The sequence below is a fragment of the Salibacterium sp. K-3 genome (assembly GCF_054052005.1).
Window position 1 is genome coordinate 2,207,793 of record NZ_JBSVZE010000001.1, and the last position, 16,431, is coordinate 2,224,223.

Annotated in this window: 18 protein-coding genes; all 18 read right to left on the minus strand. The window is 49.1% G+C overall.

Annotated elements, in window-relative coordinates; genetic code table 11:
- Positions 1-4: 4 nt before the first annotated feature.
- Positions 5-403 carry a diacylglycerol kinase family protein gene (locus tag ACW9JV_RS11060; protein WP_457334201.1) on the minus strand — a complete coding sequence of 133 codons (399 nt, stop codon included), beginning with the start codon at positions 401-403 and terminating at the stop codon, positions 5-7.
- Positions 381-842, minus strand: a complete 462-nt coding sequence (gene ybeY, locus ACW9JV_RS11065) for an rRNA maturation RNase YbeY (RefSeq protein WP_457334203.1) — start codon at positions 840-842, stop codon at positions 381-383. Before ybeY ends, ACW9JV_RS11060 begins: the two co-directional genes overlap by 23 nt.
- Complete coding sequence (locus ACW9JV_RS11070) at positions 839-1,813, minus strand: PhoH family protein (protein ID WP_457334725.1); 975 nt, start codon at positions 1,811-1,813, stop codon at positions 839-841. The genes ybeY and ACW9JV_RS11070 overlap by 4 nt, the downstream gene beginning before the upstream one ends.
- A 53-nt stretch (positions 1,814-1,866) precedes the next feature.
- Positions 1,867-3,042 (minus strand): sporulation protein YqfD, encoded by a 1,176-nt coding sequence (gene yqfD, locus ACW9JV_RS11075; protein ID WP_457334205.1) that lies wholly within the window; start codon positions 3,040-3,042, stop codon positions 1,867-1,869.
- Complete coding sequence (gene yqfC, locus ACW9JV_RS11080; protein WP_457334207.1) at positions 3,017-3,319, minus strand: sporulation protein YqfC; 303 nt, start codon at positions 3,317-3,319, stop codon at positions 3,017-3,019. Before yqfC ends, yqfD begins: the two co-directional genes overlap by 26 nt.
- A 143-nt stretch (positions 3,320-3,462) precedes the next feature.
- Positions 3,463-3,963 carry a hypothetical protein gene (locus ACW9JV_RS11085; RefSeq protein ID WP_457334209.1) on the minus strand — a complete coding sequence of 167 codons (501 nt, stop codon included), beginning with the start codon at positions 3,961-3,963 and terminating at the stop codon, positions 3,463-3,465.
- A gap of 36 nt (positions 3,964-3,999) precedes the next feature.
- Positions 4,000-5,016 (minus strand): flotillin-like protein FloA, encoded by a 1,017-nt coding sequence (gene floA, locus ACW9JV_RS11090; protein WP_457334211.1) that lies wholly within the window; start codon positions 5,014-5,016, stop codon positions 4,000-4,002.
- A gap of 16 nt (positions 5,017-5,032) precedes the next feature.
- Positions 5,033-6,361: an NfeD family protein gene (locus ACW9JV_RS11095; RefSeq protein WP_457334213.1), complete on the minus strand. Its 1,329-nt coding sequence runs from the start codon at positions 6,359-6,361 to the stop codon at positions 5,033-5,035.
- A 527-nt stretch (positions 6,362-6,888) separates the two neighbouring features.
- Positions 6,889-7,332 carry a GatB/YqeY domain-containing protein gene (locus ACW9JV_RS11100; RefSeq protein WP_457334727.1) on the minus strand — a complete coding sequence of 148 codons (444 nt, stop codon included), beginning with the start codon at positions 7,330-7,332 and terminating at the stop codon, positions 6,889-6,891.
- Between the two features lie 20 nt (positions 7,333-7,352).
- Entirely contained in the window at positions 7,353-7,526 is a 174-nt protein-coding gene (gene rpsU / locus ACW9JV_RS11105) for a 30S ribosomal protein S21 (protein ID WP_457334215.1), read from the minus strand.
- A 153-nt stretch (positions 7,527-7,679) separates the two neighbouring features.
- Positions 7,680-8,348, minus strand: coding sequence for a deoxyribose-phosphate aldolase (gene deoC, locus ACW9JV_RS11110; protein WP_457334217.1), 669 nt, complete (start codon positions 8,346-8,348; stop codon positions 7,680-7,682).
- A gap of 21 nt (positions 8,349-8,369) precedes the next feature.
- Positions 8,370-9,704 carry a tRNA (N(6)-L-threonylcarbamoyladenosine(37)-C(2))-methylthiotransferase MtaB gene (mtaB, locus tag ACW9JV_RS11115; RefSeq protein WP_457334219.1) on the minus strand — a complete coding sequence of 445 codons (1,335 nt, stop codon included), beginning with the start codon at positions 9,702-9,704 and terminating at the stop codon, positions 8,370-8,372.
- Between the two features lie 6 nt (positions 9,705-9,710).
- The gene (locus ACW9JV_RS11120; RefSeq protein WP_457334221.1) at positions 9,711-10,466 is read right to left on the minus strand and encodes an RsmE family RNA methyltransferase; all 756 of its coding nucleotides are present in this window, start codon (positions 10,464-10,466) and stop codon (positions 9,711-9,713) included.
- On the minus strand, positions 10,459-11,421 hold the full coding sequence (prmA, locus tag ACW9JV_RS11125; protein WP_457334729.1) for a 50S ribosomal protein L11 methyltransferase: 963 nt from the start codon (positions 11,419-11,421) through the stop codon (positions 10,459-10,461). Before prmA ends, ACW9JV_RS11120 begins: the two co-directional genes overlap by 8 nt.
- Positions 11,422-11,456: 35 nt before the next feature.
- On the minus strand, positions 11,457-12,578 hold the full coding sequence (dnaJ, locus tag ACW9JV_RS11130) for a molecular chaperone DnaJ (protein ID WP_457334223.1): 1,122 nt from the start codon (positions 12,576-12,578) through the stop codon (positions 11,457-11,459).
- Between the two features lie 213 nt (positions 12,579-12,791).
- A complete protein-coding gene (gene dnaK / locus ACW9JV_RS11135) occupies positions 12,792-14,630 on the minus strand; it encodes a molecular chaperone DnaK (protein ID WP_457334225.1) in 1,839 nt (612 codons plus the stop codon).
- A 34-nt stretch (positions 14,631-14,664) separates the two neighbouring features.
- Positions 14,665-15,267 (minus strand): nucleotide exchange factor GrpE, encoded by a 603-nt coding sequence (gene grpE / locus ACW9JV_RS11140; protein WP_457334227.1) that lies wholly within the window; start codon positions 15,265-15,267, stop codon positions 14,665-14,667.
- A gap of 51 nt (positions 15,268-15,318) precedes the next feature.
- A complete protein-coding gene (gene hrcA / locus ACW9JV_RS11145; RefSeq protein ID WP_457334229.1) occupies positions 15,319-16,353 on the minus strand; it encodes a heat-inducible transcriptional repressor HrcA in 1,035 nt (344 codons plus the stop codon).
- Positions 16,354-16,431: the final 78 nt, after the last annotated feature.

Here is a 16,431-nt window from a genome sequence, read left to right on the forward strand (position 1 = left end):
TTATTCAGTGAAGCAGCCGTTCGACCACCGGCTGATAAAAAATAAGAATTCCTATAATCACTGCTGTCAGACTGTATACAAATACAGCCGCAGCCGCAATATCTTTCGCTTTTTCTGCAGCTGGGTGATACGTTTCGATGATCATATCCACGGTCCGTTCAAGCGCTGTATTGACGATTTCGAGCGCCAGCATCCCCCCGATCACAACGATGAGAATCATCCAGTGAAGCGCCGGAATCGAAAAAACAAAACCACAGATGACCGCTGCTCCGGCCGCCAGCAGATGAAAACGCATATTCTGTTCTTCCCGGATGACAAGCATCAAACCCGTCCAGGCGTAACGAAACGAACGGAACAGCCGGCCCCACCCTGTGTTTCTTTTATCTTTCAAGTCCATAATCATTCAGTACCGCTTCCTGACGGGCGAACATCTTCTGTTCTTTTTCCGGTTCATCATGGGTGTAGCCGATAAGATGCAGCAGTCCGTGCACCGCCAGAAATCCCATTTCCCGTTTCAGACTGTGGCCGTAAGCCCGGGCCTGTTCTTCCGCCTTTTCCAGACTGATAATAATGTCACCGAGAAGATCCGGCATGTCCGTTTCCCCAGGTTCTTCTGCCCCTTCATTCAGCGCAAACGATATGACATCGGTTGGCTTGTCCAGACCCCGGTACTGCTTGTTTATATCCTGTATTGTATCATTATCGGTCACGGTTACCGACAGTTCCGCTTCTTCCGGCAGCCCTTCCGCAGCAGCTGCATGCTGCAGTACATCAATCATCAGATGCTGCAGTTCCTCCGTTAAGGATTCCGTTTCGTCCATAAAATCTACAACAGCGCTCATCTTTTTTCCTCCTGACCGCCTGATTTGCCGGGCTGTTCTCCCCGGTTTCCGGTACTTCTTGGTGATTCCGCCGCTTCATAGGCATCCAGAATCTGCTGAACGATCGTATGCCGTACGACATCGCTTGGCTGCAGATAAACGAAGCCGATGTTTTTAATATGTTCAAGAATATGCACCGCTGTTTTTAACCCGGATTGCTGTCCTTTCGGGAGGTCAACCTGGGTTAAATCACCATTCACGACCATTTTGGATCCGAAGCCGAGTCTCGTCAAAAACATTTTTATCTGTTCTCTTGTCGTGTTCTGTGCTTCATCCAGAATAACAAAGGCGTCCTCAAGCGTCCGGCCCCGCATGTAAGCCAGCGGAGCTACTTCAATTGTACCTCGTTCCATCAGCCGCGCTGTGTGTTCCACACCGAATATATCATGGAGGGCATCATACAGAGGGCGGAGATAAGGGTCGACTTTTTCTTTTAAATCGCCTGGGAGAAATCCGAGGCTCTCGCCGGCTTCCACCGCCGGTCGTGTCAGCACAATCTTTTTTACGTTACCTTCTTTCAGGGCATTGACTGCCATGACAACAGCAAGGTATGTCTTGCCTGTGCCGGCGGGACCGATCCCGAAAATTAAATCCTTCTTCCGGATCGCATCCACATATTCCTTCTGGCCCAGGGTTTTAACAACGATCGGTTTTCCCTTTACATTAACGGCAATCGTTTCCTGATATAGATCTTCAAGCTGGTCGAGTTTATCTTTCTGTGCGAGCTGCACTGCATAAATCACGTCCCGCTCCGAAAGTTTAATACCGTTACGCAACAGGCGTACAAGACAATCCAGCACCTGCTCAATCAGAGCAGCTGCTTCTCCCGACCCTGTCACAAGCAGCGATTCTCCTCGTGTTATAATGGAAACATCCAGTTTTTCTTCGATTCGCTGCAGATGTATATCATGAGGACCGAACAAATCCTGCATTTCGTTCGTGTCCTTCACTTCCAGTTCAATCACGTGCTTTTCTGCCAATCTTCTCATTCTCCTTGGATGATCGGTTCTTCCGATTTAATGTCTTCGAGGACCTTATAGTGGATAACTAGTTTAACTTTACCATTACGGGAGGCCTCGTGCAAAATTTTTTCCGACATGATCTTTGCATCAGCAGGCAGGTGATGGTTCATTTTTTCATCGGCAGCCTGCTTCGTTTGTTCGAGGATATCCGTTCCATCTTGTTTTGTTTTTGTGCGCTCCTGATACTCTTCGATCTTTAAAGAAACAGGGAAACGCCATTCTCCTGCAGAAGGACGGTGCTCCTTTTCGTTCAGCACATGATTACTAAATTGTTCATCCGCCTGAAAGCCCCAGACCGGCAGATGAAAATTAAACACCCGAAGCCTGTACTTTTTCGCCGACTCTCCTGTCAATGTTTCCTGAAGCCGCTCTTCAGGCAGCTTGACTGTTACTTTATACCATGTCTCTCCCCATACTTCACCTGAGGCAGCGACCGTTTCGGTATGCTCCTCCTCCCCGATAAGACCGGAAATCAGAAGGTCCCCTTGATGGACCAGCTCATTTTCCCTCACCACCGGCTTCCCTTTCTCAGCAAAGATCCGCTCGATCACCGCTGTTTTAGAAGCAACCAGGTGTCTTGGATCCGGGTTCTCTGTTTTATCGGGAAGGGACTGTTCTGCTACGTCAAACTGAAAGGTTGTCCCGTTTTGCTGCAGACCGATCCAGGACGCACCTTCCACGTTTTCCATCAGCATCGTTTGAATCCGGTTTGCATCCGGAACGAGAAACTGGAACCCGCCTGGTTTCACCCCCATGTCACGCAGCTCGTTCTGCAAACGGTGTTCCAAAGGAGGAGAAGCCCCGTGAATATCTACACTCCAGATCATTTTGGAGAGGAGGGAAAGAGTGAGTAAAAACAGCACCAGACCGACAGCCATGCCCCAACGTTGTTTCAATCCATTCCACAGCTTATCCTTCCGGGGAAGGCTCGCTACTTCCATTCCGCATTGATACTGCTGCACGATCTTTTCCACGACATGAAGGTTGGCAGCCGGGGTATAAAACACCATCGTGCGGCTGTCTGTTTTCTCGATGTCCTGCAATACGATGGAAGACCGGATACACTCGTTTACGACTTCCTCCATCCGGAAACCGGTGACACGCACCCGTACGTCAGACCAATGCTGATATACTCCCATCCTTTCCACCATCCTCATACGTTATTTCTTCAATAATTCCCTGAATGAGCAATTCTTCCGGGTAAATTTTTTTTATGGTAAATTGTTCTCCCTTTATGAGCAGTTCCTTATCCATGACTTGCAGGCGGATTCTGTCCTCGGAAAAATAACGGACGCCGTGATGGTTTTCCACCAATAAATGATACTGACCGATCATAGTAAGGCGGGGCGTATTTGTCATGACATCCTCCGGTACCGTCAATTTTTCGGACAGCCAGCGTTTCCATTGTTCGAGCATCTCATGCCCCCCTCCTATACTCATCCTATGACGGTTTTTTCTGTGTATCCCTCTCCGTTTCACAAAAAAAACGCCCGGGATAAAAATCCCCGGCGTCCGTGACAACATATGATCATTGGTGTCTGTACATCTTCTGCTGCGTTTTATCTTCGAAGTTGATAACGGGAAGCACCGTGGTTCGGCATCTTTCTTTTGGCTTTCGGTTCTCCCAGTATTTCGGACCAGAGCACACCCTGTCTCGCATTTTCAGGGGTGACCGGTACGATACTCCCCGCCACTCTCCTTTTTTTACCGGCAGCTGCTGCAGACGACGCTGCTAATGTCTGTCCGGCGGTATTGGAGAGTTCACGGGCCCGTTCCTGTTTTTTTCGCAATTCTTCCATCTGGCTTTCATATCGTCCCTCTGCCGGTGTCTCCGGTTTCGATAATTCCTGTTCTGCTTCCGGCACCGGTCTGGTAGGACGTGAATCAGCGGGACGTTTATTCTGTTCTTGACTCACCTGTTTTCTGTCTTCCTGTTCCCGGCGGCCGGACGTTTCGGACGATTCGCTGCCGGCTGTCCGCCGGAACAGGGAAATCAGACCACCTATCACAAGAGCCAGAATAAATATATTGCCGAAGATCAGTTCAAACAAGGCTTCCAAAGGGATCCCCCTTTCTTTCCATGCGCCCCGGCATCATTACGAATGATTGTCTGTGTGTCCGTTGTTCCCATCTTCATCGCTTCCCTGCGATTCCCGGCCGATAGCTTCTCTCATATCTGTATCAGCATTGATATTCCGGTAGTTCATATAATCCATCACACCAAGATTACCAGCCTTAAATGCTTCAGCCATCGCCATCGGCACTTCGGCCTCTGCTTCGGTCACTTTGGCGCGCATTTCCTCGACGCGTGCCTTCATCTCCTGCTCATGGGCGACAGCCATCGCACGGCGTTCTTCGGCTTTAGCCTGTGCAATATTCTTATCTGCTTCGGCCTGATCGGTCTGCAGCCCGGCTCCGATGTTTTTGCCGATGTCGATATCGGCAATATCAATAGAGAGAATCTCAAATGCCGTTCCGGAATCCAAACCTTTTTTCAGAACGGTCTGAGAGATCATATCCGGATTCTCTAGTACCGCTTTATGATCGGTGGAAGAACCAATCGTCGACACAATTCCTTCCCCGACACGGGCGATCACCGTATCTTCACCGGCACCGCCGACAAGTCGGTCAATATTGGCGCGGACGGTGATTCTTGCTTTTGCCTTCACTTCGATACCATCCATTGCAACACCGGCAATGAAAGGCGTTTCGATGACTTTCGGGTTAACACTCATCTGCACCGCTTCAAGCACGTCACGGCCGGCCAGATCAATAGCGGCACAGCGTTCAAACGTCAATTCAATATTGGCGCGCTGAGCGGCAATCAGAGCATTGACGACCCTGTCCACATTACCGCCGGCCAGGTAATGACCTTCAAGTTTATTCAATTCAATCTGAAGACCGGCTTTTTCCGCTTTGATAAGCGGGTTGACCACCCTTTTTGGAATAACCCGGCGCAGTCTCATCCCAACAAGCTGGAAAATACCGATTTTGACACCGGCAGCCAGCGCCGAAATCCACAGCGCAATCGGCACAAACGTAAACAGCAGCGCCAGCAGAATAAATGCCAGCACCAAAACAATAATCAATGTTAAATCCAGGGGCAGATTCATAAAAGAACCTCCTTCTTTATTGTTCAGATATTTCCCTGACTACGATTCTGGAACCTGCAGCTTCCACAATTTTCACCTTTTGTCCTTTTTCAATATATCCTCCTTCCGATACAACGTCAAGCCGTTCCTCCCCCAGCAGAATGGAACCTGAAGGGCGCAGGGGTGTAAGTGATTTCCCGGTACTACCGATTAATTCAAGGCGGCTTTCATTGGATATAAAACCCTCATCTGCTGCAACCGAGTCCTCCAGAACAAATCGTTTGGCCGGCCCTCTTTTTTTCAATACGGAAAAGAGGATAATAACGGTGACCACCGAGAGAAGAAGCGCAATCACTATAGACACCGCAATGTTCAGAGTGGAATAGGAAGCGAAAAACAGGCTTCCGATAAATGCCGCCGCTCCGAGCAGACCGAAAATACCAAAACCGGGGATAAATAATTCAACTGCCAGCAGCACCAGACCGGCCGCAGCGAGAATTATGGCTTCATATCCCGCGAACCCGGCGATCACATGGCCGAAAAAGAACAAAAAGAGGGAAGACAGGCCGACAATACCTGGAATTCCGAATCCAGGAGAATATAATTCCATAATCAGTCCGATGCTTCCGACACTCAACAGAATCGGAATCAGAACAGGGTTTGTGACAAATCTCGCAATTTTTTCGGCCGCGCTTACCTCGACTTCTTCCACTTCTGCATCCGCCAGGCCGAGGTCTTCAAGCAGCGCTTCCCTGTTTTCCGGTGTATACTCAGCATAGTCCACTTCCTCTGCTTCGGCCGCAGTAAGCGTTAACAAATCCCCCTCTCCGGCGCGGTATTCCGGCAGATCGACGGAAGGATCCGCCATGGCCAGCGCATACTGTGGATCACGGCCGTTCAGTTCGGCGGCGTTCTGCATGTTCTTTTCCCATCCTGACTGTGCCTTATCGGCGGCAGCATTGCCGGAACCGGTAATGACCTGGGCCGCGCCCATTTCCGTACCGGGGGCCATGGCGATCTCATCAGCGCTTAAGGCTAGAAATGCCCCCGCAGACATGGCTTTTTCCACCACATATGCTGTAGTCGGCACAGACGCATCTTCCATAAGAGAAGAAATGTCCCCCGCTGCATCTACCGCGCCGCCCGGGGTATCGATTTCAAAGATGATGTGGTCGGCTTCTGCTGATTCAGCTTCTTCCACCGCACGTTCAAGAAAAGCCTTCAACCCGTTTTCCACTGTCTGCTCCACCGGTATGATGTATACCTTTTCATTTTCGGCAGTTTCAGCATCGGTTTGGGGCAGCACGACTGATAACAGCAGCAGGGATAACAGCAAAGCCGTCGATTTTTTGACAACAGAAACCATTTCACTCCCCCTTTTCCTGATGTTTGCTTTCCAATCCGAGCCGGATACATAGCCTGATTTCATGTACGAATTCTTACGAATTTATCCGAATTACGTTTCAGTTTTCGTTATTATTATCCTTATTATATCATTTTTTTCCTCTGTTCACCCATGAAATGAAAAGATATTTCAACGAAGAAAAGCGCAAGAAGCCAGCCTTCATGATAAGCTCTTCTATGAAAACCGTTACCCGGGTCCTGCAGACCCTCAAGTCGATGGCGCCCGACGCTGGTTCTGGGAAGCACAAACACTCTAAACTCTCCTGGTTTCAAAAAAAGAGTGGGACAAAAGAAAAATAGGGGAAGAGAACACGAATGTCTTGTGGCGCTGTTCAAGAACAGTAAATTAGCGGAGCCAAATTGCTTCGTCTCCCGCGGAAAGCGAAGTATTTTGGCGCAGCGGTTTATCTTAGCAACGAAAAATGCCGAACGATTTCTTAAAATCGTTCGGCATTTTCTGTCTTATAAAGGTTTTGACCCAGCCTTTTTTCAGGTCAATTGTTTCCGGACAAGCTGGTTCACCAAACTGCCGTCGGCTCTTCCCTGTACTTTGGGCATCACAGCCGTCATGACCTTTCCCATATCCTTACTGGAAGAAGCACCTGTTTCTGTGATGGTTTCCTGAATGATACGGTCCAGTTCTTCTTCCGATAAAGGCTCGGGCATATATTCAGATAGAATGTCCATTTCCTGTTCTATCTCTTCTGTTAAATCATCTCTTCCCGCTTGTTTAAACTCATGGAGGGATTCTTTCCGCTGTTTCCATTCACGGTTCAGGACGTTCAGTGCATCTGTCTCCTGCAGGTCCCTGCCTTCTTTAATCGCTTCATTCTGAAGGGAAGATTTGACGCCCCGAAGCACCGAAAGCCTTTTTTTATCTTTCGCTCTCAAGGCATGTTTTACATCTTCATTCAAACGATCCATGAGTTCCAGCGTGAAGCACCTTCCTTCTCTTAGGATCTGCGTTTTCTTGCCGCTTCTGATTTTCTCTTGCGTTTCTCGCTAGGCTTTTCGTGATGCTTGCGCTTACGAACTTCAGCCATCGTCCCTTCTTTCGAAAGGTCGCGCTTAAAACGGCGAAGAGCGGCATCAATATTCTCATTCTTGCGAACCCGGGTCTCAGCCATGTAAATCCCTCCCTCCGAACAACCAGTACAGCCGCTTCTTCCAATATGAAAAACTACATACGGTTTCCATAATGGAATGAACAGCTATTTTCACAAATTATAAAACATTAACGTTGAAAAATCAATACTTTCTACTAGACAAGCAGGATGGTTTTAATACGACGATGTGCCGCTTTTTCCGGAAACAATCGCAGCGCCGGAACTGGTGCCGATTCTCTGCGCTCCGGCATCTATCATGGCAAGTGCTGTCTGCTGGTCTTTCACGCCCCCGCTCGCCTTCACCTGTGCCTGATTTCCGACCACCCGCTTCATCAGCTTTACGTCTTCAAGTGTTGCTCCGCCTCCGGCAAAGCCGGTGGACGTTTTGACAAAATCAGCTCCTGCCTGTACAGCCGCACGACACGCTTTTTCTTTTTCTTCCTCCGTTAAAAGCACCGTTTCAATGATCACCTTGACGAGCGCCCGGTCGGAAGCTGCCTCTACGACGGCTTCAATATCGGCGCGCACATCGTCTTCTCTTCCGCTTTTCAGCGCTCCTGTATGAATGACCATGTCCACTTCCGACGCTCCCAGCCGGACTACTTCTTTCGTTTCAAATGCTTTCACAGAGGACAGTGTTGCTCCGTGCGGAAAACCAATAACGGTACACACTTTCACATTGGTTCCCTGCAGGGCAGCGGACGCCGCCGGTACCATAGAAGGGTGAATACAGACGGAAGCAAATTCGTGTTCCGCTGCTTCCCGGCAGAGCTGTTCAACCTCGGCGGTAGAGGCATCAGGTTTCAGCAGGGTATGGTCAATGGTGGAAGCTAGTGAATTCATATCCTTCATCCTTTCCTGCGGTTATGCAAGCACTCTGTCTTCTTCTTCACTGGCTGTTCTGATACATTCGCCCATATTGTAAGGATATCCTGCTTTTGTCAGCTTCACTTTAACGATTTTTCCCGTTAATTCTTCCGAGCCTTCAAATTTAACACGCAGATAGTTCGACGTATAACCCACGAGAAGTCCCGTCTCTTCGTCTCTTTCTTCCGGAATAACGTCCAGCTCTTTTCCTTCATAATCAGCGGCGTATTCTTTAGCCAGCTGATTCGACAGCTCAATCAGCTGCTGCACCCGGTCATTTTTGGTTTCACTGTCCACCTGCCCGTCCATTTTGGAAGCAGGAGTGCCGCTTCGTTTGGAGAAAGGAAAGACGTGCAGTTCAGAGAACTTATTTTCTGCAATAAATTGATAGGTCTCCCGGAACTCTTCCTCTGTCTCGCCTGGAAAGCCCACAATGACATCTGTCGTCACGGCAAGACCTGGGAGAGCCTGTTTAAGTTTTTCGATCTGCTCGGCATAATATTCCGTCGTATATTTTCTTCTCATCCGCTTCAATACGGTATTGGAACCGGACTGCAGTGGAACGTGAAGATGATTGACGATCTTGTTGGAACGGTTCATTACATCAATGACGTCATCGGTGATCTGACTGGCTTCAATAGAAGAAATACGCAGCCTTTTAAGGCCTTCCACCTGTTCAAGCTCTTTGAGCAGATCCGCAAAATTGTAATCCTTCATATCCTCGCCGTATCCGGCTGTATGAATGCCGGTTAACACAATTTCTTTATAACCTGCCTCAACAAGCTGGCGGGCCTGGGCGAGCACATCTTCCGGTTTTCTTGAACGAAGCAGACCCCGGGCCCATGGAATGATGCAGAACGTGCAGAAATTGTTACAGCCTTCCTGTATCTTCAGAGAAGCTCTCGTACGGTCCGTAAATTCCGGAACGTCGAGTTCTTCATACACCCGCGTTTTCATGATATTACTAACGCCGTTAATAGGCTCCCGTTCTTTTTTGAACTCTTCGATGTATCCGATCATTTTGGACCGGTCCTGGGTCCCGACAACAACATCCACGCCGGGGATATCCATGATTTCGGCGGGAGACGTCTGGGCGTAGCAGCCCGTCACACAAACGACCGCTTCCGGGTTTTTACGAACGGCACGCCGGATGACCTGCCTGCTTTTTTTATCTCCGGTGTTGGTCACTGTACAGGTATTGATGACATAGACGTCCGCCTGTTTTTCAAATTCTTCCTTTTCATAGCCGGCTTTTTTAAAAAGCTGCCAGATTGCTTCTGTTTCATAATGGTTTACTTTACAGCCAAGGGTATGAAATGCAACAGAAGGCATAAATGTTCACCTCAATATTTCATAATGATAGGACAGAGCGGAGAGAAAATAAAGAGAAGCTGTTTCACTTCGGAGAATGCGCGGCCCTAAACTTACTGGATAGGATCCGTTTTGATCCAAAGCTTCGGCCTCCTCCCGGGTAATGCCGCCCTCCGGTCCGATGAAAGCTAGCATGGATGCAGGCAGAGAAGAAAAAACATCCGCCGCTGCACGATGCCGGCCGCGTTTTGCCGTTTCTTCATCCAGGTATACGGACGCTTCATACTGTAATGCAGCTTCAAACACCTGACGGGAGGAAGGATAATAGGAAACAGCCGGAATATACTGTCTTCCTGACTGTTCCGCTGCTTCTTTAGCGATTTTACGGAGACGTTCCAGCTTCTTTTCCACTTTACTGTTATCCCATTTTACCACAGACCGGGCTGCCGGAAACAGGAGGAACGAACGGGCTCCCAGCTCTGTCCCTTTCTGGATGACCAGATCCAGTTTATCTCCTTTTATCAGCGCCTGGGCAACCGCTGCATAAACCGGCATTTCCGGCGTGGCTTCGATGTCTTCCAGGATGTCCGCCTCGACCGAATCCTCATGCACAGCTCTGATTTTACAATGCGCCCGGCGTCCCTCATTGTTCAGACAGACAATGTCACTTCCGGCCTGCAGTCTCATCACTTTCGTAATATGCTTGACGTCCTCACCTGTTATGATTACTTCGTCACCGGTCATCTGTCCGGGATCAACAAAATACTTCTGCACTTTATCCACCCCGGTCTTCCTGGTGTTTCTTTTTTACAGCGGTAACGGCCGTCCAGTCTTCCATATCACGGGTGCTCCTGATCTCAAAATGCTCCTTTTCAAGAGCGTCCAGTACTTCTTTTTTCTTTCCCGATATAATGCCGGAAGCAATAAATATGCCTTCCGGCTTCAACGCTTTCCAGGCATCCGGGGCAAGCCTGACAATAATATCTGCTAATATATTAGCCACGACAATATCTGCCTGCTCCGTCTGCCCGTCCAGTAAATTGTTCTGTTTGATGGTTACTGTTTCTTCCACCTGATTGAACGCCGTATTTTCCCGGGCGGCGTCCACTGCGGTCTGATCAAGGTCAAGTCCGAGGACGCCGGCAGCTCCGAATTTAGCGGCACCAACAGCAAGAACACCGGAGCCTGTACCAACATCAATGACATGTTCCCCGCCCTTGATCTCTCCTTCAAGTGTCTGCAGACACAAAACGGTGGTAGGATGGGTTCCGGTTCCAAAAGCCATGCCGGGATCGAGTTCAATGACTCTTTCATCCCGGCTTTTTGGAACATATGGTTCCCAGGACGGAGTGATGGTCAGCGTATCTGTCACCTTCACTGGTTTATAGTACTGTTTCCAGGCATGAGCCCAGTCTTCCTGTTCCACTTCGGTGATGGTTACTTCATTGCGGCCGATATCAATATCGTGCAGCAGCAGATCATTGATCGACTGCTTGATATCTTCTAATGTTTCACCGACGAAACTGCTTTCAGCGAAATAAGATTTCAGCACGACTCCTTCTTCAGGATATCCGCTGCCATCCAAATCAACAATCTCATCTTCAGTCCCGTCCCAGTCCCGGTACACATCTTCGGAGTCCTCTATCACAACACCGCTTGCTCCGGACTCATGAAGAATATTGGAGATCGGCTCTACAGCTTCCTGTGTTGTATGAATTCGAAACTCCAGCCATTTCACGCACACCAGCTCCATTTTCTGACCTTTTTCGGTCCTTATTCTCCTTTAAAGGCGCGTTTTACTTTTTCAAAAAAATTCTGGTGCTGCTCTTCCACCTGATGATCTCCGCTGAGTTCGGAAAACTCGCGTATAAGTTCTTTCTGTCTTTCATCCAGTTTTTTCGGAGTAATAACCTGCACTTTGACATGCTGGTCTCCCTGTCCGCGTCCGTGCACATTCGGAATTCCTTTGCCGCGCAGACGGAAGTTTGTACCGGTCTGGGTTCCTGCCGGAATTTTGAGTTTCACTTTACCGCGCAGGGTCGGTACTTCAATTTCATCGCCAAGTGCTGCCTGGGCAAACGTAAGCGGCATTTCACAATATACATCATCCCCATCCCGGTCAAAGAATTCATGGGACTGTACATTGAACACAACAAATAAATCACCTGGCGGGCCTCCGTTCACTCCGGCTTCGCCTTCTCCTGCCACACGGACCTGCTGTCCGTAATCAACACCCGCCGGAACGGTAATATTGATCTTCTTGTTACGTTTCACGGATCCGCGTCCGCCGCATGTGGTACATTTATCCTTTACCATCTGCCCGGTTCCCTGACAGCGGTCACAGGCACGTCTGTTTACAACACGGCCGAACGGAGTGTTCTGTTCAATATTCAATTGACCGTTACCTCCGCACTTTGTGCAGGTTTCCGGACTTGTTCCGGGCTTGGCGCCGCTTCCGTCACACGTCTCACATTCTTCTTCACGTGGAATCTCAATTTCGGTTTCTTTGCCGAAAGCCGCTTCTTTAAAGGAAAGCGTCATCGTATACTGCAGATCGGCACCCTGACGAGGTGCATTCGGATCTCTGCGGCCGCCACCGCCGAAAAACATATCGAAAATATCGCCGAAACCGCCAAAATCTCCGGCGCCTCCTCCGGCACCACCAAATCCCTGATTCGGGTCGGCATGACCGAATCTGTCATAGTTGGATTTTTTCTGCGGGTCACTCAGTGTATCATAGGCTTCTTTCACTTCTTTAAACTTCTCTTCGGCCCCTTCTTCACTGTTTACATCGGGATGATATTTACGGGCCAGTTTCCGGTATGCTTTTTTGATATCATCAACAGAAGCGTCCTGATCGAGACCAAGCACTTCATAATAATCGCGTTTACTCATCGTTCTATCCACTCCCGTTCACTAATCCATAAGAGTTATCATATCATTCCTGAGTTTCTGTCTTCAAGCCTGTGGACATATGGAGCACAAAAAAAGAAAGGAGCTGACCCTAAGCAAAGCTCAGCTTAACCTTTCTTTCGGGGCAGCTCCTCGTGCAGACTTTTCTATATTACGATTCCCTTTCCAGGTGAATGGCTATCCCGGCAGCAGCAGTTATTTGCTGCTGTTGTCGTTATTGTCGTCGTCATTTACTTCTTCATAGTCAGCATCTACGACATCATCACCGGAATTTTCTTCATTTCCCTGAGCCTGCTGCGCCTGCTCGGCCGCCTGCTCATAAAGCTTGGTGGAAAGCTGCTGGACAATTTCCTGCAGTTCATCTTTAGCGCTGCGGATGGCTTCGATGTCATCGCCTTCCAATGCTTCTTTCACCTTATTCTTTGCTTCTTCGGCTTTATCCTTTTCTGACTGATCCACATTGTCACCGAGATCTTCCAGCGTCTTCTCTGTTGTAAAGACAAGCTGGTCGGCTTCGTTACGGACTTCCACCGCTTCTTTACGCTTTCTGTCTTCTTCTGCGTTCTCTTCGGCATCCTTGACCATCTGTTCAATTTCTTCCTCGGAGAGACCGGAAGACGAAGTAATGGTAATGGATTGCTCCTTATTCGTGCCAAGGTCTTTAGCACGGACGTTCACAATACCGTTGGCGTCGATATCAAACGTTACTTCAATCTGCGGAACACCGCGCGGAGCCGGTGGAATGTCGCTCAGCTGGAAGCGGCCGAGTGTCTTGTTGTCCGCTGCCATCTCCCGTTCGCCCTGCAGCACGTGGATATCAACGGACTGCTGGTTATCGGCCGCGGTGGAGAATACCTGCGACTGGCTTGTCGGGATGGTAGTGTTACGCTCGATCAGTTTTGTCGTTACGCCACCCATTGTTTCAATACCAAGGGAGAGCGGCGTCACGTCAAGAAGGACAACGTCTTTAACGTCACCGGCCAGCACACCTGCCTGAATAGCGGCACCAAGGGCTACGACTTCGTCCGGGTTCACACCTTTGTGCGGATCTTTTCCGGTCAGCTTCTTGATGGCATCCTGAACAGCCGGAATCCGGGTGGAACCACCGACAAGGATGACTTTATCAATGTCTGTTGCCTTCATGTCCGCATCTTTCAGCGCCTGACGGGTCGGTCCCATGGTTTTTTCCACGAGGTTGGCGGAAAGCTCATCAAACTTCGCACGTGTGAGATTGATTTCCAGATGTTTCGGGCCGTTCGAATCAGCGGTGATAAACGGCAGGGAAATCTGTGTCTGTGCAACACCTGAGAGATCTTTCTTCGCTTTTTCCGCTGCATCTTTCAGACGCTGCAGGGCCATATTATCCTGGGAAAGATCGATGCCGTTTTCTTTTTTGAACTCTGATACGAGATAATCGATAATTACCTGGTCAAAGTCGTCACCACCCAGTTTGTTGTCACCGGATGTTGATTTCACTTCAAAAAAGCCTTCGCCGAGTTCAAGGATCGATACGTCAAATGTACCTCCGCCAAGGTCATAAACAAGGATCGTCTGATCGTCCTCTTTATCAAGACCGTATGCAAGAGAAGCGGCCGTCGGCTCATTTACGATGCGGTCTACTTCAAGGCCCGCAATTTTCCCTGCGTCTTTCGTTGCCTGACGCTGGGAGTCGTTGAAATAAGCCGGAACGGTAATAACCGCATTGGTTACCTGTTCTCCGAGATAGCTTTCCGCGTCATCTTTCAGCTTTTGCAGGATGATAGCGGAAATTTCCTGCGGAGTGTATTTTTTCCCTTCAATTTCAACGGTGTGATCCGTTCCCATGTGGCGCTTAATGGACTGGATCGTATTTTCGTTTGTAATAGCCTGGCGTTTGGCTACTTCCCCTACCTGACGTTCTCCATCCTTGAACGCGACAACAGAAGGAGTGGTACGGTTTCCTTCCGGATTTGGAATAACCTGCGCTTCACCGCCTTCCATTACTGCTACGCAAGAGTTGGTTGTACCCAGGTCAATTCCGATAATTCTGCTCATGTCTCGTCAGCCTCCTATTATACATTTACTATTTTTATGCGTTTACTTTTACCATTGCAGGGCGGATTACTTTGTCTTTCAGTTTGTAACCCTTCTGCAGTTCTTCCACAATCTGATTGGATTCAAACCCATCTTCTTCGACCTGCATCACAGCCTGATGCTGGTGGGGATCAAATGTCTCCCCTTCTGTCGGAATGATTTCCAGCCCTTCCTGCTGCAGCGCTTCGAAAAACTGGGAATACACCATATTGACACCCTGAAGCAGAGAACCGTCTTCTTCGTTGTCAGAAGCCGCGTTCAGTGCCCGCTCGAAGTTGTCGAGGACAGGAAGCAGGGACTCAATAACCGGCTGGGACCTGTACTTTGCGTCCTGGGCTTTTTCTTCCTTTGCCCGCCGGCGCACATTGTCCAGATCGGCCTGCACCCGCAGAGCCTTGTTCTGCCATTCCTCTGCTTCTCTTCTGGCTTGTTCAAGCTCTGTTTCCTGCACTGTCTCTTCCTCTGTATCAGCCTCTTCTGCGGACGGAGTCTCTGTTTCAGCGGATTCCCCGCTTTTCTCATCGTCGCTGTGCTGCTTTTCTTCATGTTCTTCTTCGACTGTCTGTTCCTCTTTTGTGGAAGTATGATTCTCTTTCATACTTTCACCTCCCGCTGCACTCAAAAGTTGTTCCGGTCCAGCCCCGGAAACTTAGTATCGATCGGTGTACAGATTTGTCAGCACTTTCGACAAATCTCTGGATAAATGTTCGATAAGTCCGATCACCCTTGGATATTCCATCCTTGTAGGGCCCACAATGCTGATGGTTCCAACCGGATTTCCATTAAAGGAATACGAGGCCGAAATGATACTGCAGTCTTCAAAGGCTTCCGCCGCATTTTCCTGACCGATCCGTATCATCAAGCCTTTCTGTTCCGGCTTCAAAAGTTCATGCATGGTATGGTCTTCTTCAAGCAGTTCAAAGAGCATCCGGATTTTATCCACATCTTTAAACTCCGGCTGAGACAGTAAGTTTGTCTTTCCCCCGTAATACACCTTTTCATGCCTGCTTTTCTGAAGGGTTTCTTCAGTGAACAACAATGCATCATTATAATTGGTTATATGCTGCCTCAGCAGCCCGGCCACTTCCGTCATGATTTTATTCTGGAGCTGATACAGCGGAACTCCTTCCAGTCGGTCATTCAGGATATTGGCAATCTTCTCCAGTTCACTGCTGTCCAGTGCCTCCGGAAGGGAAACCGTATGATTTTCGACATGACCCGTATCAGTGACGAGAACAGCGACGGCGGCATGATTATTCAACGGTATGATCTGCACCTGCTTCAGCCTGGACTCGAATACCTCAGGACCGAGTACAATAGACGCATAGCTCGTTAATTCAGATAAAATTGTCGCCGACTGTTTCACTACCTGCTCGGCCTCCATCACTTTACGGCCGAAAAGCGAACGCATGTCGTGAATGTCCCTGCTTGAAAGCTGATGGGGCATCAGCAGGTGGTCCACATAATGCCGGTAGCCCTTTTCTGAAGGAATTCTTCCAGAGGAACTGTGCGGTTTTTCCAGAAAGCCCATTTCTTCCAGATCCGCCATTTCATTGCGGAGCGTCGCCGGGCTGTAACTCATGCCGTTCCGCTTTGATAGACTGCGGGACCCGACCGGTTCCGCAGAGTGAATGTAATCATCAACAATTGCCTGTAAAATGAATAACTGCCGGTCTGTCAGCATGACAACATCACCTCTGTTAGCACTCCGGTTATCCGAGTGCTAAATCTATTGTAAAGTTATCAAAAGGGATGACGTTTG